This is a genomic window from Paraburkholderia sp. USG1 (assembly GCF_031570135.1).
GTDB lineage: Bacteria > Pseudomonadota > Gammaproteobacteria > Burkholderiales > Burkholderiaceae > Paraburkholderia > Paraburkholderia dioscoreae.
In genome coordinates this window covers 123618-148667 of the sequence record NZ_JAMWXW010000020.1, presented here as the reverse complement: position 1 = coordinate 148667, position 25050 = coordinate 123618, and the positions used below count along the sequence as shown (strand labels likewise).

Annotated in this window: 17 protein-coding genes; 9 read left to right on the top strand and 8 right to left on the bottom strand. The window is 62.7% G+C overall.

Translation table 11 applies throughout. From position 1 onward, the window contains the following. The 5 genes from NE850_RS25265 to NE850_RS25245 form a co-directional block, all read left to right on the top strand. On the top strand, nt 1–2251 hold a 2251-nt coding region (locus NE850_RS25265; protein ID WP_310699548.1), incomplete at its 5' end, for a calcium-binding protein. A gap of 92 nt (nt 2252–2343) precedes the next feature. Then, the gene (locus NE850_RS25260; RefSeq protein WP_310699547.1) at nt 2344–3000 is read left to right on the top strand and encodes a calcium-binding protein; all 657 of its coding nucleotides are present in this window, start codon (nt 2344–2346) and stop codon (nt 2998–3000) included. Nucleotides 3001–3047: 47 nt separating this feature from the next. Continuing rightward, the gene (locus NE850_RS25255) at nt 3048–5195 is read left to right on the top strand and encodes a type I secretion system permease/ATPase (protein ID WP_405044903.1); all 2148 of its coding nucleotides are present in this window, start codon (nt 3048–3050) and stop codon (nt 5193–5195) included. Further along, nucleotides 5195–6622 carry an HlyD family type I secretion periplasmic adaptor subunit gene (locus NE850_RS25250; protein ID WP_310699543.1) on the top strand — a complete coding sequence of 476 codons (1428 nt, stop codon included), beginning with the start codon at nt 5195–5197 and terminating at the stop codon, nt 6620–6622. Before NE850_RS25255 ends, NE850_RS25250 begins: the two co-directional genes overlap by 1 nt. Next, nucleotides 6612–8102, top strand: a complete 1491-nt coding sequence (locus NE850_RS25245) for a TolC family protein (protein ID WP_007181930.1) — start codon at nt 6612–6614, stop codon at nt 8100–8102. Before NE850_RS25250 ends, NE850_RS25245 begins: the two co-directional genes overlap by 11 nt. Nucleotides 8103–8197: 95 nt before the next feature. Here NE850_RS25245 and NE850_RS25240 read toward each other — a convergent pair whose 3' ends face one another. The 6 genes from NE850_RS25240 to nirB form a co-directional block, all read right to left on the bottom strand. Continuing rightward, the gene (locus tag NE850_RS25240) at nt 8198–8686 is read right to left on the bottom strand and encodes an MgtC/SapB family protein (RefSeq protein WP_011488374.1); all 489 of its coding nucleotides are present in this window, start codon (nt 8684–8686) and stop codon (nt 8198–8200) included. Between the two features lie 61 nt (nt 8687–8747). Then, on the bottom strand, nt 8748–9422 hold the full coding sequence (locus tag NE850_RS25235; RefSeq protein ID WP_007181932.1) for a type IV pili methyl-accepting chemotaxis transducer N-terminal domain-containing protein: 675 nt from the start codon (nt 9420–9422) through the stop codon (nt 8748–8750). Nucleotides 9423–9525: 103 nt separating this feature from the next. Continuing rightward, entirely contained in the window at nt 9526–10893 is a 1368-nt protein-coding gene (locus tag NE850_RS25230; protein ID WP_007181933.1) for an MFS transporter, read from the bottom strand. 200 nt (nt 10894–11093) lie between these two features. Next, the gene (locus NE850_RS25225; RefSeq protein WP_310699541.1) at nt 11094–15299 is read right to left on the bottom strand and encodes a bifunctional nitrate reductase/sulfite reductase flavoprotein subunit alpha; all 4206 of its coding nucleotides are present in this window, start codon (nt 15297–15299) and stop codon (nt 11094–11096) included. 43 nt (nt 15300–15342) lie between these two features. After that, the gene (gene nirD / locus NE850_RS25220) at nt 15343–15699 is read right to left on the bottom strand and encodes a nitrite reductase small subunit NirD (protein ID WP_007181935.1); all 357 of its coding nucleotides are present in this window, start codon (nt 15697–15699) and stop codon (nt 15343–15345) included. 32 nt (nt 15700–15731) lie between these two features. Further along, nucleotides 15732–18272, bottom strand: coding sequence for a nitrite reductase large subunit NirB (gene nirB, locus NE850_RS25215; protein WP_310699540.1), 2541 nt, complete (start codon nt 18270–18272; stop codon nt 15732–15734). A gap of 687 nt (nt 18273–18959) precedes the next feature. Between nirB and cobA the strand changes: the two genes are divergently transcribed. Together cobA and NE850_RS25205 are read left to right on the top strand one after the other, a co-directional pair. Then, nucleotides 18960–19775, top strand: coding sequence for a uroporphyrinogen-III C-methyltransferase (cobA, locus tag NE850_RS25210; protein WP_007181937.1), 816 nt, complete (start codon nt 18960–18962; stop codon nt 19773–19775). 280 nt (nt 19776–20055) lie between these two features. Beyond that, nucleotides 20056–20436, top strand: coding sequence for a response regulator (locus NE850_RS25205; RefSeq protein ID WP_007181938.1), 381 nt, complete (start codon nt 20056–20058; stop codon nt 20434–20436). Between the two features lie 70 nt (nt 20437–20506). Here the strand turns inward: NE850_RS25205 and NE850_RS25200 are convergent, their stop codons facing one another. Together NE850_RS25200 and glcC are read right to left on the bottom strand one after the other, a co-directional pair. Then, the gene (locus NE850_RS25200; protein ID WP_007181939.1) at nt 20507–21382 is read right to left on the bottom strand and encodes an MOSC domain-containing protein; all 876 of its coding nucleotides are present in this window, start codon (nt 21380–21382) and stop codon (nt 20507–20509) included. Between the two features lie 61 nt (nt 21383–21443). Continuing rightward, nucleotides 21444–22211 carry a transcriptional regulator GlcC gene (gene glcC, locus NE850_RS25195; RefSeq protein ID WP_007181940.1) on the bottom strand — a complete coding sequence of 256 codons (768 nt, stop codon included), beginning with the start codon at nt 22209–22211 and terminating at the stop codon, nt 21444–21446. A 267-nt stretch (nt 22212–22478) separates the two neighbouring features. Here glcC and glcD point away from each other — a divergent pair, with 267 nt between their 5' ends. Together glcD and glcE are read left to right on the top strand one after the other, a co-directional pair. Then, on the top strand, nt 22479–23978 hold the full coding sequence (gene glcD / locus NE850_RS25190; protein ID WP_007181941.1) for a glycolate oxidase subunit GlcD: 1500 nt from the start codon (nt 22479–22481) through the stop codon (nt 23976–23978). After that, nucleotides 23978–25045: a glycolate oxidase subunit GlcE gene (gene glcE, locus NE850_RS25185; protein ID WP_165185942.1), complete on the top strand. Its 1068-nt coding sequence runs from the start codon at nt 23978–23980 to the stop codon at nt 25043–25045. Before glcD ends, glcE begins: the two co-directional genes overlap by 1 nt. The last annotated feature ends 5 nt before the right edge of the window (nt 25046–25050 follow it).

The following is a 25050-nucleotide window of genomic DNA, read 5'->3' as shown; positions in this document are numbered from 1 at the left end:
GTCGGGAGGGTCGGGAGGATCAGGTGGATCTGGCATCGGACATCCGGGAGGCTCTGACGCCTCCCCGCCCGAGTCGGGCGCAGGTGGCGGCGCCCTGGGCGAATACGACGGCCCTCCCTTGGACTCCACCAGCCCATTAGTTCTCGATCTGACGGGCTCAGGAATTAACCTGACACCACTCAATACAAGCGCTCCTTACTTCGATCTGAACAACGATGGCTTTGCCCGTCAGACCGGTTGGATTGGCGCGGGCATGGGACTGCTCTGCTTTGACCCGGACGACCGGGCCATCACAAATATTACCCAACTATTTGGCAACGAAACCACTGACGGCTTCGACATCCTGCGCAAGCTCGACGCCAATCACGACAACATCATCAATGCGTCCGATCCTGCCTTTGCAAGCCTGCGGGTGTGGATCGATACCAACGGGAACGCGACCTCTGATCCAGGCGAACTCTACACACTCGGCCAGCTTGGCATCGCCTCCATCAATCTGAACAACACGGTGGTCAGCGAGAGCATCGCGGGTAACAGGATCAGTTCCGTCAGCAGCTTTACGTTGACCGACGGCACCACTCACGAAATCGCCGACGCGTGGTTTACCAACAGCACGATGAACACCCGGCCAGTCACACCCGTCGAGGTGACGGCAACCGCGGCCACGCTCCCACAACTGGCAGGTGCGGGAACATTGCGGGACCTGCGTTCGGCCATGTCGCTCGACCCGGACTTGCAGAGTCTGGTGCAGGCCTTCGTTGCACAACCCTCCGGTACATCGACCTCCAGTATCGAGGCAGCGGCACAGGCCATTCTCTTTCAGTGGGCGGGGGTAACTTCGCTCGCCCCTGCATCGCGGGGTGGCTCGATTGACGCGCGGCACCTTGGTTTCGTGGAACGGTACCTGGGCAAGTCGTTCAACTCAACCGGCGACGGCGTGAATCCCGGAATCCGGGCATCGAGCTACCTGGAGCAAAGCTGGAACGATCTGTTCGATGCGGCGCTCGCGCGCCTTGTTCTGCAATCGCCGCTGGCGGCCAGTATCGCGCCTGAGTTCAGATATGACGCTTCCACTGATACGGTCCAGGCAACTGCGACATTTGCGCCAGCCCTGGAGGCGGCTCTCCAACGGCTCGGTACGCTCACTTCTGCGAACCTTGCTTCATGGGACCTGCTATTACGCGTCGCAGACGCAGCCCGATTCGACATGGGCATGTCCACGTCGTTATTCGAGAAATACGTTGCCGCTGCGACAAACGACACTATTGCCTCGGTTGCGAATGCCATCGCAGTTGGGCTGCAGATCAGTTTTGACAGTTCCGGGCGCATTCAGGAAACCGGCAGCACGATCTACCACGACTTCTATGCAGGCCCGGGAGTCAGCGTGCTGATCGGCAATCGCGCAGGCAACGACCCAAGCGGCACGCTGCCTGGGCATGACGTCTTCCACTACTCCGCTGGTGATGGTGTCGTGGAAATTCGTGAGAGTGATCCGAACTCCAGCAAGCCTGCCAATACCCTCCAGTTTGGTCCAGGAATTGATCCATCATCAATCAGGGCAAAGGTGCTTGCCAACTGCGACATGGTATTGACCGACGGCGTGGCAGGTGACCAGATCACATTGAAGGGTGAATTCCGCGACGCCGGCGCGGGTGTCCAGTTCGTACAATTTGCCGATGGCACGACTTGGACGAAATACCAACTGATCCAGGCTGCTGCGCTCTCTGGCACAGCGGGCAATGACAAGCTGTACGGGACCAGCAATGCAGAAGTGTTCGACGGCAAGGGCGGCAACGATTTCGTTCAGGGCGGCGGCGGAGGCGACACGTTCCTGTTTGATGCGGGCTACGGGAAACTCGAAATTTCTGAGGCAGACAACGGCAGCAATCCCTACAACGTACTCGCATTCGGGCCGGGCATCAGTGCCTCATCCGTCTCCGTGCGCACGAACAGCAACTCAGGCATTGTATTGACCGATGGTATCGCGGGCGACCAGATTACCCTTGACCTGGCCATGCTCCTTTATAACAACGGCGTGCAGGCAGTGCGCTTTGCCGACAACACGGTCTGGACACAGCAGCAACTGCTGCGCATGGCAACAACAGGCGCTGCAACTGACGACAGGATTTACGGAACTTCCAATGCGGAAGTATTCGATGGGAAAGGGGAAACGATTATGTCCAGGGCGGCGGCGGCGGGGATACGTTCCTTTTCAATGCAGGCTACGGAAAACTGGAGATATCGGAATTAGACACGGGTAAAACACCGCATAACGTACTGCAACTGGGCGGAGGAATCACGGCGTCGTCCGTCTCGGTACGTGGCACAGCCAATTTCAGCATCGTGCTGACAGACGGCATCGCGGACGACCAGATTACGCTGGATGGGGAAGCAAGCAACCTGGCAAATGGTGTGCAGGAAGTGCAGTTCGCCGATGGCACCGTATGGAGCAGGCAACAGATGTTGCAGATGGCGGCAACAGGCACGACGGGCGACGACAAACTCTATGCCGCATCCATCGGCGTCGTGTTCGACGGCAAAGGTGGCAATGACTATATCCAGAGCCTGGGCGGTGGCGACACGTTCATTTTCAACGCGGGCTACGGGAAACTGGGGATATCGGAATATGACTCGGGCAAAACACCCAATAACGTGCTGCAACTGGGTGCGGGAATCAGCACGTCATCGGTTTCAGTGCTGACATCGGGCAAGAATCTGGTGCTCACGGACGGCATGGCGGGCGACCAGATCACGCTCGACTCTTTCATGTACGGCAGTTCCTACGGCGTGCAGCAAGTGCAGTTTGCCGACGGCACGACATGGAGCAGGCAGCAGTTGCTCCAGATGACACCCGCGCTCACCGCGACCCGCGCCGATACACAGGTGGACAACCTGATCGCGGGTATGGCGTCTTACGGCGTGGAACCCGCGGCCAGTTCGCAGACGCCCTACACGGTCCAGCAGCAGCCCCAGGTCATGCTCTCAGCAAACCTGCACTGACGCTCCTTTCCCCGCTGCCCACGCATCCGCGGCTTTCTGCCTCGCGGATGCGAATTCACCTGCATCCCTTGAACGCTCCCGAACTCAAACAGCCGGTGCATGATCCATCGCTCGCATGTCTCGTCATCATCGCGCGATTTCATGGCGTGGCCGCTGACGCTGCGCAGTTGAGCCATGCCGCCGCCCGCAACGGTGAACCCTTCGACAATGACGCGCTGATACTGGGTGCCCGCTCAATCGGCCTGAAGGCTACCCAGGCGCCCCTACGAATCGACCGTCTCGACCGGACACCTTTACCGGCGCTTGCCTTCGACAGGGACGGCAGGCACTTCATCATCGCACGATGCGACGGCAAAACTGTCTTCATTCTTGAGGCCGACGCTCCCGCTCCGACAGTGGTGTCGTTCGACGCGCTCACGGTCCGCACTACCGGGAAAATGTTGCTATTCGCGTCCCGTGCCTCGCTTGCCGGTGAACTTGCGCGCTTCGATTTTTCCTGGTTCATTCCAGCGATCATCAAGTACAGACGACTTCTGCTGGAAGTGCTCGCCGTGTCGCTGGTGCTGCAGATTTTCGGGCTCGTTTCGCCACTGATGTTCCAGGTAGTGATGGACAAGGTTCTCGTGAACCGTGCCTACAACACGCTTGCCGTTGTAGGCGTCGCGCTTTTCGTAAGTTCGACCTTCGAAGTGCTGCTCACGGGCCTGCGCAATTTCACTTTCTCGCACACGACCAACCGGATTGACGTTGAGTTGGGCGCACGCCTGTTCCGTCATCTGCTGGCGTTGCCCTTGCCGTATTTCGCGGCCCGACGCGTGGGCGATACGGTGGCCCGCGTGCGTGAACTGGAGACTATCCGCAACTTCCTGACCGGGCAGGCGCTGACCGCTGTCATTGACCTGGTATTTTCGTTTGTGTTTCTCGGGGTGATGTGTCTCTACAGCGTACGGCTCACGTTGATCGTCGTGGCGTCGTTGCCGCTCTATGCCTGCGTTTCCGCCGCACTGGTGCCTGCCCTGCGCCGCCGTCTGAACGAGAAATTCGCGCGCGGTGCGGACAACCAGTCGTTTCTGGTCGAGACTGTTTCCAGTATCGAAACGGTCAAGGCAATGGCCGTCGAGCCGCAGTTCATCAGGAGATGGGAAACGCAGCTCGCCGCTTATGTCGCATCGGGGTTCCGGGTGACGGCGCTCGGCAACGTGGGGCAGCAGCTTATCCAGTTCACCGGCAAGCTGGTCACGCTCGCAACGTTGCTGCTGGGCGCGAAGCTGGTCATCGATGGGCGGCTCACCGTGGGCCAACTGATTGCGTTCAACATGATGTCGCAGCATGTCGCCTCGCCCGTCCTGCGTCTCGCACAACTCTGGCAGGATTTCCAGCAGATCGGCATTTCAATGGGGCGCCTGGGCGACATTCTCAATACGCGCAACGAACTGGCGCAGAGCCGCCAGGCGCTCCCTGCGCTGGTTGGCAATATCCGCTTCGAGAACGTCCGTTTCCGCTACCGGCCCGACGGCCCACCCGTTCTCGATGACCTGTCGCTCGACGTGCGCGCTGGCGAGGTGGTCGGCATTGTCGGCCGCTCCGGTTCCGGCAAAAGCACGCTCACCAAACTGCCGCAACGGCTTTACCTGCCCGAACAGGGCACCGTGCGAATCGACGGCATCGACCTTGCGCTCGCCGAGCCTGCATGGCTGCGCCGACAGGTTGGCGTGGTGCTTCAGGAAAACGTCCTCTTTAACCGTTCTATCCGCGAGAATATCGCGCTGACCGATCCGGGCGCACCACTTGAACTTGTGATGCGCGCGGCAACACTGGCCGGCGCGCATGAATTCATCTGCGAGCTACCGCAGGCGTACGACACGCAAGTCGAAGAGCACGGCGGCAACCTGTCGGGCGGCCAGCGCCAGCGCCTCGCGATTGCGCGGGCGTTGCTCACCAATCCGCGCATTCTGATTTTAGACGAGGCAACCAGTGCGCTCGACTTCGAAACCGAGCGCGTCATCCAGAACAACATGCGTGCCATCTGTGCGGGGCGAACCGTCATTATTATCGCTCACCGCCTGAGTGCGGTAAGACATGCAGACCAGATCATCGCAATGGACAAGGGACGGATTGTGGAGCGTGGCGCGCACGACGCTTTGCTCGCGCACGGCGGCTATTACGCCCACCTCCTCTCTCTGCAAAACAGTTGATGATGCGAGTCCATCTTGAGGCAATCGCCGATCTGATACGTCGATACTCGGCCGTGTGGCGGGCCGGGTGGTCGATCCGCGACCAGCTGGATGCGCCGGAAAAGCTCGGATACGAACTGGCTTTCCAGCCCGCTCACCTCGAACTGGTCGAAACGCCCGTTCATCCTGCGCCTCGTTGGGCAATGCGCATTCTGGTGATCCTCGCCATGTTGATCCTGCTGATCGGTATCGTTGGCCGACTCGATATCGTCGTGACGGCAAAAGGCAAACTCGTTCCCAACGAACGCGTCAAGATCATCCAGCCGGCAATTACCGGCGTTGTGCGGCAGATTCTGGTTCGTGATGGGCAACGCGTGAATGCGCAACAGGCATTACTGGTTCTCGACGCGACACAGGCAGCGGCTGATGCAGACAAGGCCCGCTCGTCGCGGATCGATGCAGCCCTGGCGTCCGCCCGCGCCACGGCACTATTCGATGCAGTCAAAACGGGACGTGTCCCGGCGCTGCGTACGGTGGATGGTGCATCGTCAGAGCAACAATCTCAGGCACAGCATTTCGCCGAAGGACTGTACAGGGAGTACGCGGACAAACTCATGGCGTCGCAAGCCGAACTTCTCAAGCGGGAAGCCGAACTCGCGACGACCCGCCAGGAAGTGGCGAAGTTGCGCGCAACCGCACCGCTGGCACGTCGTGAGGCCAATGATTACCGATACCTTGCGCGCGACCAGTACGTCGCGCAACACGACTATCTGGGCAAGGAACAGTCCGCATTGGAACAGGAACACGAACTCGCCGCGCAGCAGAGCCGCGCACGCGAACTGGCTGCGGCGATAGTCCAACAGCGGGCGGCGATCGGACAGACGACCTCGCAATTCGCGCGTGAACAGCTCGATGTACTCGACAAGGCCCGGCAGCAGTTTGCGCAGTACCGCGCCGACGAAACCAAGGCCGTGACGCGACAGAGCTTGATGACGCTCTACGCGCCGGTTTCCGGCACCGTCGAGCAGCTTGCTGCGCACACGCCCGGCGGAGTCGTGACAACGGCACAATCGATCATGGAAATCGTGCCGGACGACGCGGTGGAAGTCGAAGCAAGCATTGAAAACAAGGACGTGGGATTCGTGAATGTCGGGCAGGATGCCATCGTCAAGATTGAGGCCTTCCCTTATACCCGCTACGGCTACCTGACCGGTAAGGTCACGTCGGTATCGAACGACGCAGCGCAGAACCGGGACCGGAAACTGGGCCTGACTTTCACAGCACACATTCGCTTGCCGACCAACCAGATCCAGGTTAATGACAAACCGGTCAGACTCACGCCTGGCATGGAAATCACGGCAGAAATAAGGACCGGGCAGCGCAGTGTGGCGGCGTATTTTCTTGACCCGCTGATGCAGACGGCCGGTAAGAGTCTGCATGAACGTTAAACTCACGAGCGGCGCGAGCCGCCGCTACATTCACGCGCTGCGGGCGTTGATATGGCTATCGGTTCTGGGTGTCGCGCCGGGTACCGTGAAGGCCATCGATGTTTTTCGCACCGACACCTTGGTTCCGCGCACACCTGCGAGTACATTCGCAAACGACGCCGCCTATCCCTGCCAGTTCGGCCAACTGGAGATGCCGCTCCATCTGGCCGAAGCGGTGAATCGTGCCCTGTGTGAAAACCCGGCAACGCGGGAAGCCTGGGCGAATGTGAAGGTGCAGGCCGCGGCGGTCGGTGTGGCGAAGTCGGCCTATCTTCCGACCCTGACAGCGAACTTGCAGGACGTGCGCGATCACACGGCGACAGACGTGAGTGGTTATCCCCGCCTGAGTTCGGCGAATCGCTCGACGGTCTATTCCGGCTCGATCTCGGCGAACTGGGTGCTGTACGACTTCGGGGGCAGGAAAGCCGCGCTCGCCAACTCGCAGGCTCTGCTCGCAGCCGCGCGGGCCAACCAGGACGCAACCTTGCAGACGGTCTTCGCCACTATCGCGACAGACTACTACGCAGCACAGGCGGCAGCCGGCAAGCTGGCCCTGGCAGAAGACGCGGAAAGTATCGCCTATGACAGCTTTACTGCCGCGTCGGCACGCGTGGCCCACGGCGTCGCGGCGATTTCCGACCAGTTGCAAGCCCAGACTTCCTACGCACAGGCAACGTTTAACCGTGCAAAAGCCGAAGGCGATTTGCAGACCGCGTTGGGCACGCTTGCCTCAGACATGTTTCTGGCGCCGGATCAGCCTGTCACCATGCCGGCGGCCGACGATGGCGTGGTGCCGGACCAGGACGCCACGGCATCGATCTCCAGCCTGATTGAAGAAGCTCAAAGCATCCACCCTGCTATTGCGGCCGCCAGAGCGAAGCTCGACGCGGCGATTGCCGATGAACAACGGACGCGCGCCGAAGGGCTGCCGAATCTGAGTCTGATTGCGAAATACAGCCAGAATAACCAGCCCGCCAGTCTGGGGCTCGGACAGCCTGAATTCGCCGCAACCGGGCGCGACGGGTATATCGGCGTGCAGTTGCAGATTCCATTGTTCGAAGGGTTGAGCCGCACGTACAAAGTACGTGCGGCTCAAGCCCAGGCGGAAGTGCAGGCGGATTCGCTCGACGAAGCACGACGGCAGATCGCGCTCGACGTGTGGAAGAGCTATCAGGCGTTGCAGACGAACATAAAGAGCGTGAGCAACACCGCTACCTTAAAACAGATTGCACAGCGTTCTTTTGAAGTTGCAAAGCGCCGCTATGCGGTGGGCGTGGGGAGCATTCTGGAATTGCTGAACGCACAGAAGGCGCTTTCCGAGGCCAGACAGCAACGCATCCAGGCGCTGACCGACTGGCGCGTGGCACGGCTCCAACTGGCCGCGAAGATTGGGCGTCTGAATGCCGGCGATTTGCCCACGGAACACAGTCCGACGCACTAGTCAGGTCTGACGCGGCTGCATGGCTGTACGCCGGCCGATTCGCTCGCACGAGCATCCCACAAAAAGCCCGATGCGAGCGCCTGAAGATTTGCGCCCTACTTCTCCTCCCCCTCGCGACTCTTGAACAGCCGCGCGCTCGACAGAATAGCAAGCGCAATCGCCACGCTAAGAATCGCCGTAGCTTCGCGCCCCAACCCCGCCGCCACGCCGACGCCTGCGCTCAACCACAAGCTCGCTGCCGTCGTCAGGCCACGCACCTCGCGTTCGGCACTGAGCTTGATGATCGCGCCCGCGCCGAGAAAACCGACGCCGGACACGAGGCCTTGCAGCACCCGGCTCATATTGTCCTGCGAAAAACCGGCCTGCAACGGCACGACCACGAACAAGGCCGCGCCGACCGACACCATCATATGCGTGCGCATGCCGGCGTCGCGCCGTGACATCTCACGCTCGAATCCGAGTATGCCGCCGAGTATCAATGCGAGTCCGAGGCGCATCAGCACCTGCGTGACGTCGGCCGCGCTGCCGAGATCGGAGAATTCTGCGCGTGCAGTTCCCCACACCACCTGCCACCAGTTGGTCATTACATTTGCCCGACGTTCCGGAAAACGCCAAGCATACGGCAATATCGCCGCGCCGCGTGCTTCACCCCGCCGAGGTCTTCTTTACGAACGCGCTCACTACGGCCTCCAGTTCTTTCGTGATTGTCGTCATCACGCCGGCCACCACGGCGAATTCGCGCCCGGTCACGTGCGCGCGGCTCGCCACGATCTGTCCGTTGAACGAAACGATATGCGCTTCTTTCGCGATCGCCTTGATCCGCTCGATCAGTTGCTGCTGCTCTTTCTTCTGCAAGCGCGCTATCCGCCGGCTCTCCTGCTCGTACACGGCCGTGACGCCGTGCAGATGCGTCAGCAACGGATCGACGGAATCGACCAGGGCCTTCAATGCATCGTCCGCGCGCGGCGACGCACGCCCGATCGCCTCCAACGCGGTCGAAGCCAGTGCGATAAATTCCGCGATCTTCGCGGCCACTTGGCCGCTGCCGTGAAATGCGTCGCGCAGCGCCGGGGAAAACAGTCCAGGCAAGCCGTCGCGGCCTCGCGTCAGCGCCGTATGACTGTCAGCGAACGTGTTCAACGTGTCGCGCGCAATCGCGAGCGCACCGTCGAACTGCTGGAACGCCAGTATCGCTTTCAACACAATGCGCTGCGAGAGCATCCGCTGACGCCCCGCCATGTTGATCAACGAGCTCAACACCTCGCTGGAGACGTCCGCGTCGGACAGTGGCGCCTGAACCCGTTCTGTCGTGATGCTCATGTCAACTTCTTATGATGGTTGATCGGCTCTGTCGCGTGTGACCCGGCTTCCGCATCAACGCGGCGGCCGGATCGGGAGCGCTACTCCGCTCCACGCCACACCACTACTCCGTTGCGTGCGCATGCATCACGCCGGAGTGCATCGACCACGCCATCCACGGGCGGCGCAGCGCGACGATCGCGAGGAACGCGCATGCGGCCAGCACGCCGAACGTTGCAAAGCCCATCTGATAGCTGCCCGTGCTTTCCTTTGCGATACCCATCACGACCGGCAGATAGAATCCGCCGATGCCGCCCGCGGCGCCGACAATGCCCGACATCAGACCCGTGCGGCCGGCCCAGCGATGCGGCACCAACTGGAAAGTCGCGCCGTTGCCGAGACCGAAGGCCACATACAGGACCAACAGCAGCGCAATGCCGCCCGCCATTGCAGGCATGGCTGCGGCGAACACGAAGTCGCACAACGAGATGATTGCGAGCAGAAAAGTCAGCGCGCGCACACCGGACACCTTGTCGGCGATCAGGCCGCCGAGCGGACGCACCATCGCGCCCGTCGCGGCGAGCAGCGCCATGAAGAGACCGGCGTCGATCTTCGAGAGCTGATAGAGGTTGGTGAGAAGCAGCGAAACATACGAGGACATGCCGACGAAACCACCGAACGTAATGCTGTACACCAGCATGATCGCCCACGTGTCACGCTCGGCCAGCACCGCGCGATAGCGCTTGGGCAGCACCGCGATCGCCAGCAAAGCGCCAATCACGGGCAACAGCAGCACACCGGTCTTGCCGGAGCCGAACATGCCGGCTTCGACCAGCAGCACCAGCACGATCAATCCGACCAGCGTCACTGCAAAGCTGCCGGATGCGCGCAGCACGCTGCCCGATTTCACGCCGGAATCGTTGGCCCAGAAATAGAGCGTGATTGCCGCGATCGCGAGCAACGGCAGTGCGCCGCCGGCGGCCATCTGCCAGCCGTAGTGCGTAGCCAGTTGCGGGAACAGGAAGCCGTCGAGCACCGCGCCGATATTGCCGGCCGCCGCGAGGCCCAACACGAGGCCTTGCACCTTCGGCGGATAGTTGCTGCCGGCCATCGGCAGCGCCACGGCGAAACTCGCACCGCCAACACCGAGGAATACGCCGAGCACCAGCAGCACGGTGTACGACGGCACAGACGGCATCAGCGGCAGCACGATGGTCGGCACCGCCGAAAGCAGCACGCCCATCAACGCAATGCGCTTGCCGTGCGCGGACTGATACAGGTTACCGAGCGTGACACGCAGAATGGCGGCCGAAAGCACCGGCACCGCCACCAGCAAACCTTGTTGCGCGGGCGTCATCGCAATGCTCTTGCTGATGAACGGCGCGAGCGGTCCATACAGAACCCAGACGGTAAAGCCGGTGTCGAAATAGAGGAAACACGCCACCAGCGCGCGCCAGTCCCCACTCTTTAGGGAGCTCATCACGTTTTTCATCAGATATCCTCACAATGCTGATTGTTCGACTATCCGGCAGATCGCGCCACGCGCTACGCACCGGAATGATCACAATGTTGAAAACCGGCATGAACAGGCAACCTCCATGCCATCCGGCTCCTTCTTTTGAAGCATTACTGCGTACTCTTTGAAACCTTGAAATGTCGACTGCGCACGCGGCGCTTGAAACAGTCCGGCTATCAATAAACATCGCGTGCGTACCGTTTTTCCTGCGCGAGGCGGCCCACGTATTCGAGTGCCTTTTCGTCACTCATGCCGCCGTGTCGCGCCACGACTTCCTTGAGCGCCGCATCGACATCTTTCGCCATCCGGTTGGCGTCGCCGCATACGTAGAAATGCGCACCGTCTTCGAGCCACGCCCACAATTGCGCACCCTGCTCGCGCATGCGGTCCTGCACGTAGACCTTGTCCGCCTGGTCGCGTGAAAAGGCGACGTCGAGTCGGGTCAGTACACCGCTGTCGCGCATCGATTCGAGTTCGTCGCGATAGTAGAAATCAGACGCGGCGTGCTGCTCGCCGAAGAACAGCCAGTTGCGTCCTGTGTCGCCTCGTGCACGCCGCTCGTGCAGAAAGCCGCGAAACGGTGCAACGCCGGTGCCGGGACCGACCATGATCATCGGCGTGTCCGAACCATGAGGAGGACGAAAGTGTGCGGACTTCTGCACGAACACGGGCACGTTGACATCGAGAGCACGGTCGGCGAGAAAAGTCGACGACACGCCTTTGCGATGACGGCGGCCGTTGCTGTAACGCACTGCGGAAACCGTCAGATGAACTTCGCCCGCATGCGCTTTCGGACTCGACGCAATCGAATACAGCCGGGGTTGCAGACGCTTGAGCATGCCGGTCAATTCGCTTGCCGTGAGACTCACAGGAAATTCATGCAGCACGTCGGCGATCTGCTGGCCCCACAACCACTGTTTGAGGTCGGCCTTGCGATCCGGCGCCAGCAGATCACGCAGCGCGCCGTTATTGCTGCGTGCCGCAACAAACGCAAGCAGGTCCGGATTCGGCCGCGCGATCTCGTAGTGTTTGCCGAGCGCATCGGCAAGACGCATCTCTCCGGCGCCCGCCACGTTCACCGCGGCGTCCGCGCTCAGACCGCTCAGGCCGATCAATTCGTCGACCAGTTCGGGACAGTTGCTCGGCCAGACACCGAGTGCGTCGCCCGCTTCGTATTCGAGCTCCGAGCCGCCCGTATGCAACGAGACGTAGCGCGTATCTTTTGCCGCGCCCTGCTTGTTCAGGCGCAGATTGCTGACGAGCCGCGACGAGGCCGGCCGCGTTTTGGTGGGCACCGTGCCCGGCACCACGGCATTGACCATACCGCCCGCCGGCACGGCATACAGCGCGGCATCTTCTTCCTTGATCCGCACGATGATGCGTTCAAGCCACGCGTCCGCGCTTTCCTGATACTCGCTATCGCAGTCGACGCGATCCATCAGCCGCAGCGCGCCTTGCCCGGCGAGCCGCTCGTCGAGACGGCGGCCGTGACCGCAGAACTGGTCATAGTTGCGATCGCCGAGCGCGAGCACCGCGAAGCGTACGCCGTCGAGCCGGGGCGCGCCCTCGCCGCTCAATTGCGTCCAGAAACTTTGTGCGTTGTCGGGTGGGTCGCCATCGCCGAAGGTGCTTGTCATCAGCAGCACGTATTGGGCTTTGGCGAGCGCCGCAGCGGGATAATCCGCCATGCACGACGTGCGGATTTCAAATCCCGATTCCATCAGACGGGTGGCATAGCTTTCGGTCAGCGACTCGGTGTTGCCGGTTTGCGAGGCCCACAGCAGAGTAACCTTGGGACGCGCGCGCACGATCCGCACGCCGGACGCGTGAGACGCATCCGCATGTGACACCGCAAGCGTAGCGGCCGACGCGGCGGGAACCATCGCGCTGCGGCTATACAGACCGGCAAGCAAACCATCCACGTACAGACGGCTGGTCGTATCGAACGGCGCATTGCCGGGCAGAACCGGCGTGCTGTCGATACCTTTTGCTTCCGCTGAACGCAGTCCGCTGACGAAGCCGGCAAGGTAGAGCCGCTGCTGGTCGGTGAATGAAGGCGCGGGTGTCGGCAGCAACTGCAACAGGCTCGTGAGTGCATCGATACGGGGCATATCCAGATCCTCGGCGCTTGCCGATACGGTGTTCACGGGCGCCACGCTCACGGCAACCGCAACGGATGCATCGGCGATCGTTGTATCGTCGTCATTCAGAAGCGGCTGCCTGCTGTCGGCCGCCACCGGACTCAGCGCGACCGCGCAGAACTTGAGTTCGGGCTGCTGCGAGATCAGGTCGACGGCATCGCTGGTTACGGCGTTGATGCACAGGTCGTCGCCGAATACATCGTTCCAGTGCATCGGCGCAAAGCAACTGCCCGCGCTCACGCGTTCGGTCACGACAGCCGGCAACACCGCGCGGCCCCGGCGCGAACGAATCTCCACCGGGTCGTGTGGCTTGATGCCGAGCGTGGCGGCATCTTCGGGATGAATCTCGACGAACGGGGCCGGGTTCAGCTTGTTGAGCATCGCGACCTTGCCGGTCTTGGTCATGGTGTGCCATTGATGCTGCAAGCGGCCCGTATTCAGTACGATCGGAAACTCACGATCCGGCAATTCCGCCGGCGCTGCATAGGCACGCGCGAAGAACACCGCCTTGCCGCTCGTGGTGGGAAAAACAAGCCGCGGACGGCTGCCGTCCGGCAATTCCTTGAGTGCCTGGCTCACGCCGTCGTTGAGATAGCGAACCGGATTGCGCTCCGCTGATTCGTCCGATGCAAGCGGCCACTGCAACGGCATTTCCTTCAACCGGCGATGGCTCGCGCCGCGCAGGTCGTAGCCCGTCTTCGGATTCGACACGCGGGTGATTTCCGCGAAAACTTCCTCGGCGCTCGCGTAGGTGAAGCTTTCGGCGTAACCCATTTCGCAGGCGATACGCGCGATGATCTGCCAGTCCGGCAGCGCGGCGCCCGGCGGCTCGATGCCCTTTTGCATCAGCGTGAGATTGCGCTCCGAGTTGATCATCACGCCTTCGGCTTCAGCCCAGAGCGCGCCGGGCAATAACACGTCGGCATAGCGGTTGGTCTCGGTGTCGAGGAAAGCGTCTTGCGCGATCACGAGTTGCGCCGCACGCAATCCGTCGATCGCGTTCTGGCGATTCGCCACGCTCGCCACCGGATTCGTGCAGATGATCCAGCACGCCTTGATCTCGCCCGCCGCCATGCGCGTGAACATGTCGATGGTGCCGTTGCCCGCTTCGGGCTTGAGCGTGCCCTTCGGAATGCGCCATAGGTCTTCGATAAACGCGCGGTCTTCTTCGACCAGCACCGAACGCTGGCCCGGCAAACCCGGCCCCATGTAACCCATTTCGCGGCCGCCCATTGCGTTGGGCTGGCCGGTCAACGAAAACGGCCCGCTGCCGCGCCGGCAGATCTTGCCCGTCGCGAGATGCAGATTGCAGATCGCGTTGGTGTGCCATGTGCCGTGCGTGCTTTGATTCAGGCCCATCGTCCAGCAACTGATCCACTCATTGGCGCAGCCGATCATCTGCGCGGCCGCACGGATATCCTCGACGGCAAGGCCGGTGATCTGCGCGACTTTCTCCGGCGTGTAGTCGGCGAGAAACGCGGGCATCGCCTCCCAGCCTTCGGTGGCCTCGGCGATAAAAGCGGCATCCGTATGGCCGTTTTCGTGCAACAGATGCAGCAGGCCATTGAGCAACGCGAGATCGGTGCCCGGCTTGATCTGCATGAAAAGATCGGCCTTCTCCGCCGTCGTGTTGCGGCGCGGATCGACCACGATCAATTTGGCGCCGGCCTTCACACGATCCATCATGCGCAGGAACAGAATCGGGTGACAGTCGGCCATATTCGCGCCGATCACGAAGAACAGGTCGGCGTGGTCGATATCTTCGTACGATCCCGGCGGCCCGTCCGCGCCGAGCGAGAGCTTGTAGCCGCTGCCCGCGCTCGCCATGCACAGGCGCGAATTCGATTCGATGTTGTTGGTGCCGACAAAACCTTTGGCAAGCTTGTTGACGAGGTATTGCGCCTCGATCGACATCTGCCCGGAAACGTAGAACGACAGCGCGTCCGGTCCATGTTCATCGAGCAGGCCGCGCAAACGCGCTGCCGTGGTGCTGATCGCCTGCGTCATGGGCAACGGCACCGGATCCTGACCGCGCGCATGACGCACGAACGCGCCCTCCAGACGTCCCGACTTGCGCAACGCGACGTGCGCCGACTGGCCCTTCGTGCACAGCCGTCCGAAATTGGCCGGATGCTCCTTGTCACCGGAGATTTTCACCACCTGGCCGCCCTCGACGTGCAGCACCATGCCGCAGCCAACGCCGCAGTAGGGGCACACGGTTTTTACGCTGGTGGATGACATGGCGGGCAACGTGGTTCGAAAAAAGTTTCAGACGATCAGCCGCTCAGACGGCGACCCACACCTGGCCGTTTTCCACTCGCGCGGCGAACGCGTCAACGGAATACGCCGGTGTTTCCAGACACTCGCCGGTCCGCAGGTCGAAGTGATGCTTGTAGATCGGCGAGGCGACCACGATGCGTTCACCGAGGCTGCCGATCAGCCCGCGCGAAAGCACCGCCGCCTGCGAGCCCGGGTCGAAGTTTTCGATCGCGTAGACGGTGACGTCAGCGTCACCGCCGCCGGTCACGTGAAAAACCGCCACCTGCTCGCCGTTGACGAGCGCGCAAACACCCGTGTTGGGCACGATGTCGTCGAGCTGGCAAACGGGCGTCCAGGGGCGTGGCAGGCGATCGTTGTTCATGGCGGAAGTCCTTGGTGAATAGTGCAGATCAATCAGACGGTTTCGGCGACCACGGGAATCGCGGCGAGCTTCGAGCGTCGCTCGGCGGGCGTGGCCGGTCGGATCTGACCACGTTCCTCCACGAAAGCGATGTTGCTGTCGGACTCGCTGCTGTTGACGAAATGACGGAAGCGCTTGCGCGTTTCGGGATCGGTGACAGCCTTCTTCCATTCGCACTCGTAGGTGTCGACCACGTGCTGCATCTCCGACTCGAGTTCGCCGGCCACCCCGAGACGATCGTTGACGACCACGTCGATCAGATATTCAAGGCCGCCCTCGAGGTTGTCGCGCCACACGCTGGTGCGTTGCAGACGATCGGCGGTGCGCAGGTAGAACATCAGGAAGCGGTCGATGTAGCGCACCAGCGTTTCCTGATCGAGGTCCGATGCGAGCAGTTCAGCGTGGCGCGGTTTCATGCCGCCGTTGCCGCACACATAGAGATTCCAGCCCTTCTCGGTCGCGATGATGCCGACGTCCTTGCCCTGCGCTTCCGCGCATTCACGCGTGCAGCCCGACACGCCGAACTTGATCTTGTGCGGCGTGCGCAGACCCTTGTAGCGGTTCTCGATCTCGACCGCGAGACCCACCGAATCGCCTACGCCATAGCGGCACCACGTCGAACCGACACACGACTTCACGGTGCGCAGCGACTTGCCGTACGCGTGGCCAGATTCGAAACCGGCGGCGATCAGTTCTTCCCAGATGAGCGGCAATTGCTCGACGCGCGCGCCAAACAGATCGACACGCTGACCGCCGGTGATTTTCGTGTAGAGGCCGTATTTCTTCGCCACCTGGCCGACCGCGATCAAACCGTCGGGCGTCACTTCGCCGCCCGCCATACGCGGCACGACCGAATAGGTGCCGTCGCGCTGGATGTTGGCGAGGTAGTAGTCGTTGGTGTCCTGCAACGCGGCGTGTTCCTTCTTCAGCACGAACTCGTTCCAGCACGACGCGAGAATGCTCGCCACCACCGGCTTGCAGATATCGCAACCGAGACCGTGGCCGTGCTTCGCGAGCAGTGCGCCGAAGCTGCGCACGCCTTCCACACGCACGATGTGATACAGCTCCTGGCGCGAATACGGGAAGTGCTCGCAAACGTGATTGTTGACCACGAGACCCTGCTTCTTCATCTCGGCCTTCATCACCTGGGTAACGAGCGGCACGCAGCCGCCGCACGAGGTGCCGGCGCCGGTCGCGCCTTTGAGCGCGCCGATGTCGGTCGCGCCCGCGCAGACGGCGGCGCATAGCTCGCCCTTCGAGACGTTGTTGCACGAGCAGATCTGCGCGCCGGCGGGCAACGCCTCGACGCCGAGCGCGGGCTTCGCGTTGCCGTCCGCCTGCGGCAGGATCAGGAATTCAGGCGATGCCGGTAACTCGATGCGGTTCAACATCATCTGCAAGAGCGTGCCGTACTCGCTCGCGTCGCCCACCATCACGCCGCCCAGCAGGTATTTGCCGCATTCGGACACCACCAGTTTCTTGTAGACCTGCTTGCGTTCGTCGCTGAACTGGTAGGCGCGGCTGCCCGGCGTGCTGCCATGCGCGTCGCCGATACTCGCCACGTCCACGCCCATCAGCTTGAGCTTGGTGCTCATGTCGGCGCCGGCGAATTCGGCCGCGCCACCGAGCAATTGCTTCGCCACCGCGCGGGCCATTTCATAACCCGGCGCCACGAGGCCGAACAGTTGGCCGTTCCACAGCGCGCATTCGCCGATCGCATAGATGTGCGGATCGCTGGTGCGGCACGCGTTATCGATCACGATGCCGCCGCGCGGGCCGAGCGTCAGACCGCTTTCGCGCGCCAGATCGTCGCGCGGGCGAATGCCCGCTGAGAACACGATCATGTCGGTGTCGAGATGGCTGCCGTCCGCGAATTGCATGCGGTGCGTGCCCGCTTCGCCGTCCACGATCGCCGTGGTGTTCTTCTGCGTATGCACCGTCACGCCCAGCTCTTCGATCTTCGTGCGCAGCACGCGGCCGCCGCCGTCGTCCACCTGCACGGCCATCAGACGCGGCGCGAATTCGACCACGTGGGTTTGCAGACCCATGTCGCGCAGCGCCTTCGCACATTCGAGACCGAGCAGGCCGCCGCCGACCACCGTGCCCGTCTTCGAACGCGCACCGCATTCACGCATTGCTTCGAGATCGTCGATGGTTCGGTACACGAAGCAATCGGCGCGCTCTCGCCCCTGCACGGGCGGCACGAACGGATAGGAGCCGGTGGCGAAAACCAGCTTGTCATAAGGCAATGTTTCACCCGTCGATACCGTCACGGTGCGCGCATCGCGATCGATCGCCACGGCTTTCGCGTTCAGCTTGAGCAACACGTTCTGGCGTTCGAAGAAACCCGGCTCGACCAGCGACAGATTGTCCGCCGTCTTGCCCGCGAAAAACTCGGACAGGTGCACGCGGTCGTAGGCCGGCCTCGACTCTTCGCACAGCACCGTGATGTCGAGGCCGTGCGCGGCGTCTTGTGCGAGGCACTCGACCAGTTTGTGCCCGACCATGCCGTGACCGATAACGATGATTTTCATGAGCGCGGTTTCCTCAATGTGCTGGTTGCGGGCGCCGTCTTGCGGCATGGGGCGAAAGCGATCCGGAAATAAAAACGGCGTCCCGCGAACCCAGTCGATGACTGAATTCGGGGGACGCCGTTGTCCTGACCTGTCCTGCGGCGAGTACTTTGTGTTGCACTCGCGACGGATCCACGTTGATCCGATGGCACGGCTTAATGCAAGGCCTGTGCCAATTGCAGGAAACGCGTGGGGAAAGGCCGCTGTGCGGGGCTTCGGGGCAAATGGCACGCGCGTGCGGTGAACCCGGCGCGCGACGCGTTTCGATGCAGCGAAGCACACGTATGGTGCGACGCAGCACTGTGTGCGTGCGAGGTGCGGGCACGCAAGCGGTGCGTTGGCAGGCGTTTTTTGCGGTGGCGGCGAGGCGCGGCAAGGCATCGAGCGTCCGTTGTCGATGCGTGGCGTAGTCCTTGCATAACTCTGCATACCGTCATGGCAATGCAGCGGCCCTGACACGCAATACGTACCAATCCCGGACGAACCACAACGCGGTGTTTCGTCCCACTCGAAGTCGGGAAGCAGTACCCACCAGGCAGCAAACGGACAACGGCGTCCCCTCGTGACCATCGCGAGCGGACGCCGTTTTTTTATTTGGCGCCGGCGATTCAACTATCGCCGGCCGACACAGAAGCGAAGGACATCGCGATGAACCCGAACACCGGCAAGGTCACCTTATTGAGCGCAGGCCCGGGCGATCTCGATCTGCTCACGCTGAAAGCCGCGAAAGCGCTGGCGGCCGCCGACGTCGTGCTGCTGGACGACCTCGCGAATCCCGAGATCGTGACGCTGGCGCCGCAAGCACGGGTGATCCACGTCGGCAAGCGCGGCGGCTGCCGGTCTACGCCGCAAGCGTTTATCGAACGCCTGATGCGGCGCTACGCGCTCAAGGGCTTGCACGTGGTTCGCGTCAAGGGCGGCGAAGCGCTGCTGTTCGGGCGTGCCGGCGAGGAGCTCGCCGCATTACGCGGCGCCAATATTCCGGTGGAAATCGTCAACGGCATCTCGTCGGGATTCGCGGCCGCCGCAGGGCTGGGCATTTCGCTCACGCACCGCCGCCATTGCCACGGCGTGAGTTTCGTCACCGCGCACACGGAAGATCACGGCGAGCCCGATTGGGCCGCATTGGCGGCGACCGGCACCACGTTGGCCATCTATATGGGGATGCGGCGCATCGACAGTATTGCGGCCGCGTTGCTCGCGAGCCTGCCCGCCGACACGCCGGCCGCCGTCGTGCAGTGGGCTGGGGGCGGCAACGAGCGGCGCCTGATGAGCCGCCTCGATCGCCTTGCCGTGGATGCGGTGAGCGCGGGCTTCGGCAGCCCTGCGGTCATTCTGGTGGGCAGTGCGATCGGCGAGAGCGTTGAACGCGCATGGGGAGAAGACAGCGCATGGCGCGATGAAAAGGAGGCCATGCACACCGACATGCGGATCGCGCGAGAGGCAATTGCGCAGGCCGCGTAAACGGGCACACGCGGGGCACACGCGCGCCACACGCAGGGCACACGCAGGCACGCGCGCACAGATTACCGAAACGGCTACCGTCGGAAAGAATGATCGATGCGCAAATGCCGTCGCCCAGCTTGTAGATTCGCTTCGCGCGACGTCCGTTATGAACCGGATCCTTGCGATATATATCGTCGATACCCAGCCTGAAAGCACACTTTCCCAAGCCTGATTTCTATCAGGACTTCAAATTGCTCACTAAACAGGAACACAAGGAACATAACCTGAGGGAAATCGGATGGCCCATCAACGAGCCGCACGCCTTCTGATCGCCGACGACGACGCGAATCTGCTGGCCGCTTACGTACTCTTTTTCACCGCGCATGGTTTCGACATCCGGACCGCGCGCAACGGCCTCGACGCGCTGGCCCAGTACTGCGACTGGCATCCGGATGCCGCCTTGCTGGACGTCGAAATGCCGCGTCTGGACGGGCGCGCGGTGGCGCGGCGAATCCGCTACGTGGGCGACGTGCCGGCGCCCACGCTGGTCGCGGTCACGGGACTCGAACGTGCCGAGGAAAGAAGCGAGTCGCTGCGCTCGGGCTTCAACCATCATTTCGTCAAGCCGGTGCCTATGCCGGTGATTCTCGCGGCATTGAGCGGGCTCGTGCGACATTAGCCGTGCTGTGCCGGTAAATGCTGCACTCTGCAACGACGTTTTCGACCGCGTTCGCCCCCGACCACCGCCCTCAGTCGCCGAAGCCCAGTTCCGCTTCCACCGACTGCCCTACCCTCAGCCACTGTCCAGCCCCGCTCGCGACGAGCGCGTTATTGCCGAACGTTATCGCCCCGTCTCGCTGCGGATTCGCGCGGTAGACACTCATCGTGTCGGTCGGCTCGTTCGGCCAGTCCGGATCGGGCGCGCCTTTCGCCTGGTCGATGGTGGGCATAGGACAGCGCGAGCACGGCTTGACCAGTTGCAGTTGCACGTTCTCGCCCGCGTCTCCGTCCACGCTCAGCGTCTCCACATAGTCTTCCTCGTACGCGTCGAGCCCTGTCAGCACGACATTCGGGCGGAACCGGTCGATCGGAATCGCCGGTGCGCCCTTGCCGTTCAGGCGCGTATTCAGATCGTCGAGCGATGCCTGGCCGATCACCAGCAGCGGAAAACCATCGGCGAAATAGGTGGTTGCGCCGCCCACGCTATCCGTATAGCCGGGATCGACAATGCGTTCGTGCCCGGGATCGAAGCGCAGAAGCCGCGCGGGGACGCCGAGAAACGCCGAGAACCACGCCGCGCTTGCCGCGCCGGTGTCGAGTCCGTACGCGGCATCGCGCCAGACCTTGGTCTGTATCGCGGGCGCCGCATCGAGCCGCGCGGCATTCAATGGCGTGCGCAACTCGCTCATGCCGGGCGCGCGGATCACGAGGTCTTCGGCGCCGATTTCGACCTTGATCAAGGCCATGCGCGGATACGCGCGCTGCGTGAGCATGGCGCCGGCCGGGTCGGTGACCATCCAGCAGCGGTCGTATTCGAGGCCGGTGGCGAGCAGGCGCGCCTCATGCAGCGCAATGCCCGCGCAGGATTTGATCGGATAGACAAAGAGCTCGCTAATGGTCGCCATGAAGTGGGGGCACGAGGGGAGCGTGCGAATTGTTGTGTTTAAGGCCCGATTGTAAAGCCCTCTACTCCCATCCTTCCAGCCGTAATGTCGCGCGTACCAGCCGCTGCTCTTCCTGCTCGATTTCGCGCAGGTTCGCGCACACGCTTTCGATGTGATCGGCCGCCGCCCTGCGCGCCTGTTCGGGCAGCTTGCCGGTCACGGCGTTATAGAGCCGCGCGTGCTGACGGTCGATCACCCGCTTTTGCGGCACACGGTGATAGAGATTGTTCACGGACGCGAACACCGAACTCAGCAGCAGGTCGGTCAACGAGCTCAACGTATGCACCAGCACCGGGTTATGCGAGGCCTCGCAGATCGCCAGGTGAAATGCGTGGTCGAGCCGCGCGTGCGTCGAGGCACTCGTTTCGGTGCCCTGGGCCGCAATCATCTCCTCGTAGCGGCGCGTGATCAGCACGAAGTCGGCGGGCGTGCCGCGCAGCGCGGCGAGCCGTGCGGATTCCGCTTCCAGCAGCGCGCGCACCTCGAACAGATCGTAGAGCGTGCGCGGTTGCGAACCGAGCAGATGCATTAGCGGCGTGAGGGCCGGCTGCGCGCTGAGGCTCGCGACGAACGAGCCCCTGCCATGCGAAGTCTCGATGATGCCGCGCGCCCGCAGCAGCTTGAGCCCTTCACGCAGCGCCGTACGCGAGACGCCAAGCTTGTCGGTGAGGCGCCGCTCGGACGGCAGCGCCTGCCCCGTTTTCAGCACGCCGTCGACGATCAGCCGCTCGATACGCTCCGCCACCACGTCCGCGACCTGCCTTGAGTTGTTCGAATCCGCTGTCTGCATCGCTCATTCCCAACTGGTACGACCACTACGAGATGCTAACACGCACGACCCGGATAGGCAGGATACAGGCCATATCCATCAGTGGTTTTCATGAAACTGATCATGTAACGGCATTTCAAAAACTGGTACGACCACTTCCCGCAACCGTCGACAGCGATGCGCGCAGCCGCAACAATCTCTCTGGCAACACGCCCGCGCGCCCGCGCCCACGGGCATTCCGGCCGCTTCCAGCAAGTTCCGGCGAAGCGCGGCTTGAGGAGACACCCCATGAGTTACCAATACGATGAACGCGTCGACGGCCCGCTCGCGACGCACGACAAAGCCACCGTCGTCGCACAATTGCAGGCGCTGATCCCCGATCTGCAACTCCTTCACGAACAGGAAGATCTGCGTCCGTTCGAATGCGACGGCCTCGCCGCCTATCGCGCAACGCCCATGATGGTCGCGCTGCCCGACAAGGTCGAACAGGTCGAGGCGCTGCTGAAATTCGCCAACGCTCACAAGATTCCGGTGGTCGCGCGCGGTGCCGGCACCGGTTTGTCGGGCGGCGCGCTGCCGCTGGACAAAGGCATTCTGCTGGTGATGGCGCGCTTTAACCGGATTCTCGAAGTCGATCCCGAGGCCTGCGTGGCGCGCGTTCAGCCCGGCGTGCGCAATCTCGCGATTTCGCAGGCCGCGGCGCCACATGGCCTCTACTACGCGCCCGACCCGTCGTCGCAGATTGCCTGCTCGATCGGCGGCAATGTCGCGGAAAACGCGGGCGGCGTGCATTGCCTGAAGTACGGGCTGACCGTCAATAACATCCTCAAGCTCGAGATTCTCACTATCGACGGCGAGCGCATCACGCTCGGCTCGGACGCGCTCGACGCGCCGGGTTTCGACTTCCTCGCGCTCTTCACCGGCTCGGAAGGCATGCTCGGCATCGTCACCGAAGTCACGGTGAAGCTGCTCACCAAACCGCAAAGCGCGAAAGTGCTGCTGGCCAGTTTTGACGACGTCGAAAAAGCCGGCGCGGCGGTCGCCCAGATCATCGGCGCGGGCGTGATTCCGGGCGGCCTCGAAATGATGGACAACCTCGCGATCCGCGCGGCGGAAGACTTCATCCACGCGGGCTATCCGGTCGACGCCGAAGCGATCCTGCTGTGCGAAGTCGACGGCGTGGAAAGCGACGTGCGCGAAGACGTGGCCTGCGTGGAAGCGCTGCTGCGCGCGGCCGGCGCCACCGACATCCGTCTCGCGAAAGACGAGGCCGAACGGCAGCGCTTCTGGGCTGGCCGCAAGAACGCGTTCCCCGCCGTGGGCCGCATCTCGCCCGATTACTACTGCATGGACGGCACGATTCCGCGCCGCGAATTGCCGCGCGTGCTCAAAGGCATCGAAGACCTCTCGAAGGAATACGGCCTGCAAGTCGCCAACGTATTTCATGCCGGCGACGGCAACATGCATCCGCTGATCCTGTTCGATGCCAACGCGCCCGGCGAAACCGAACGCGCCGAAGCGATCGGCGCGCGCATTCTCGAACTGTGCGTGGCGGTGGGCGGCAGCATCACCGGCGAACACGGTGTGGGCCGCGAAAAGATCAACCAGATGTGCGCGCAATTCAATAGCGACGAACTCACCTTCTTCCACGCATTGAAAGCCGCATTCGATCCGCAAGGCCTCCTCAACCCCGGCAAGAACGTACCGACCTTGCACCGCTGCGCCGAATTCGGCTCGATGCACGTGCATCACGGCGCGCTGCCCTTTCCCGAACTGGAGCGTTTCTGATGCGCATCGAACCCGTCCCGATGGACGATAGCGAACGGCTCGTCGTCGAAGTTTCGCAAGCGCTCGCGAGCAACGCGCCGCTCAGGATTCGCGGCGGCGACAGCAAGGCGTTTCTCGGTCGTCCCGTGCAAGGCACGCCGATCGACACGCGCTCGCATCGTGGCGTGGTGAGCTACGACCCGACCGAACTCGTGATCACCGCGCGCGCCGGCACGCCGCTCGCCGAACTCACCGCCACGCTCGATGCCGCCGGACAGATGCTCCCTTGCGAGCCGCCGGCCTTCGGCGGCGCGGCCACCGTCGGCGGCATGGTCGCGGCCGGATTGGCCGGTCCGCGCCGGCCGTGGTCCGGTTCGGTGCGCGACTTCGTGCTGGGCTGCCGCGTGATCACCGGCGAGGCGAAGCATCTGCGCTTTGGCGGCGAAGTGATGAAGAACGTGGCGGGCTACGACGTGTCGCGTTTGCTCGCGGGCAGCTTCGGCTGCCTCGGTCTGATCACGGAAGTCTCGCTGAAAGTGCTGCCCAAACCGCGCGCGCTCAGTTGTCTCACCGTGGATCTGGAAGCGGCCGAGGCACTGCGCGAACTGTCCGCCTGGCGCCGCGCCGTGCTGCCGATCAGCGCGGCCTGCCACGTGGACGGCCGTTTGCATGTGCGTCTCGAAGGCGGCGTGGGGTCGGTGGCGTCGGCGGTGGATCGCATTGGCGGCGCCGAACTCGATCCGTGTTTCTGGGACGATCTGCGCGAGCACCGTCTGGCGTTTTTCGACGACCCGCGACCGCTCTGGCGCCTGTCCTTGCCGAACGCGTCGCCGCTGACCGCGCTGCCCGGAGACACGCTGCTCGACTGGGCCGGTGCGCAACGCTGGCTGAAAAGCACCGCCCCCGCCGCGGCGATCCGCCAGATCGCGCATGCGGCCGGCGGCCACGCGACCTGCTTCACCCCGGAAACCGATGCCGAACCGTTCACGCCGCTGCCGCCCACGTTGCTGCGCTTTCATCAGCAACTCAAGCGGCAACTCGACCCGCGCGGTCTCTTCAATCCAGGCCGCCTGTATGCCGGCCTCTGAACGCG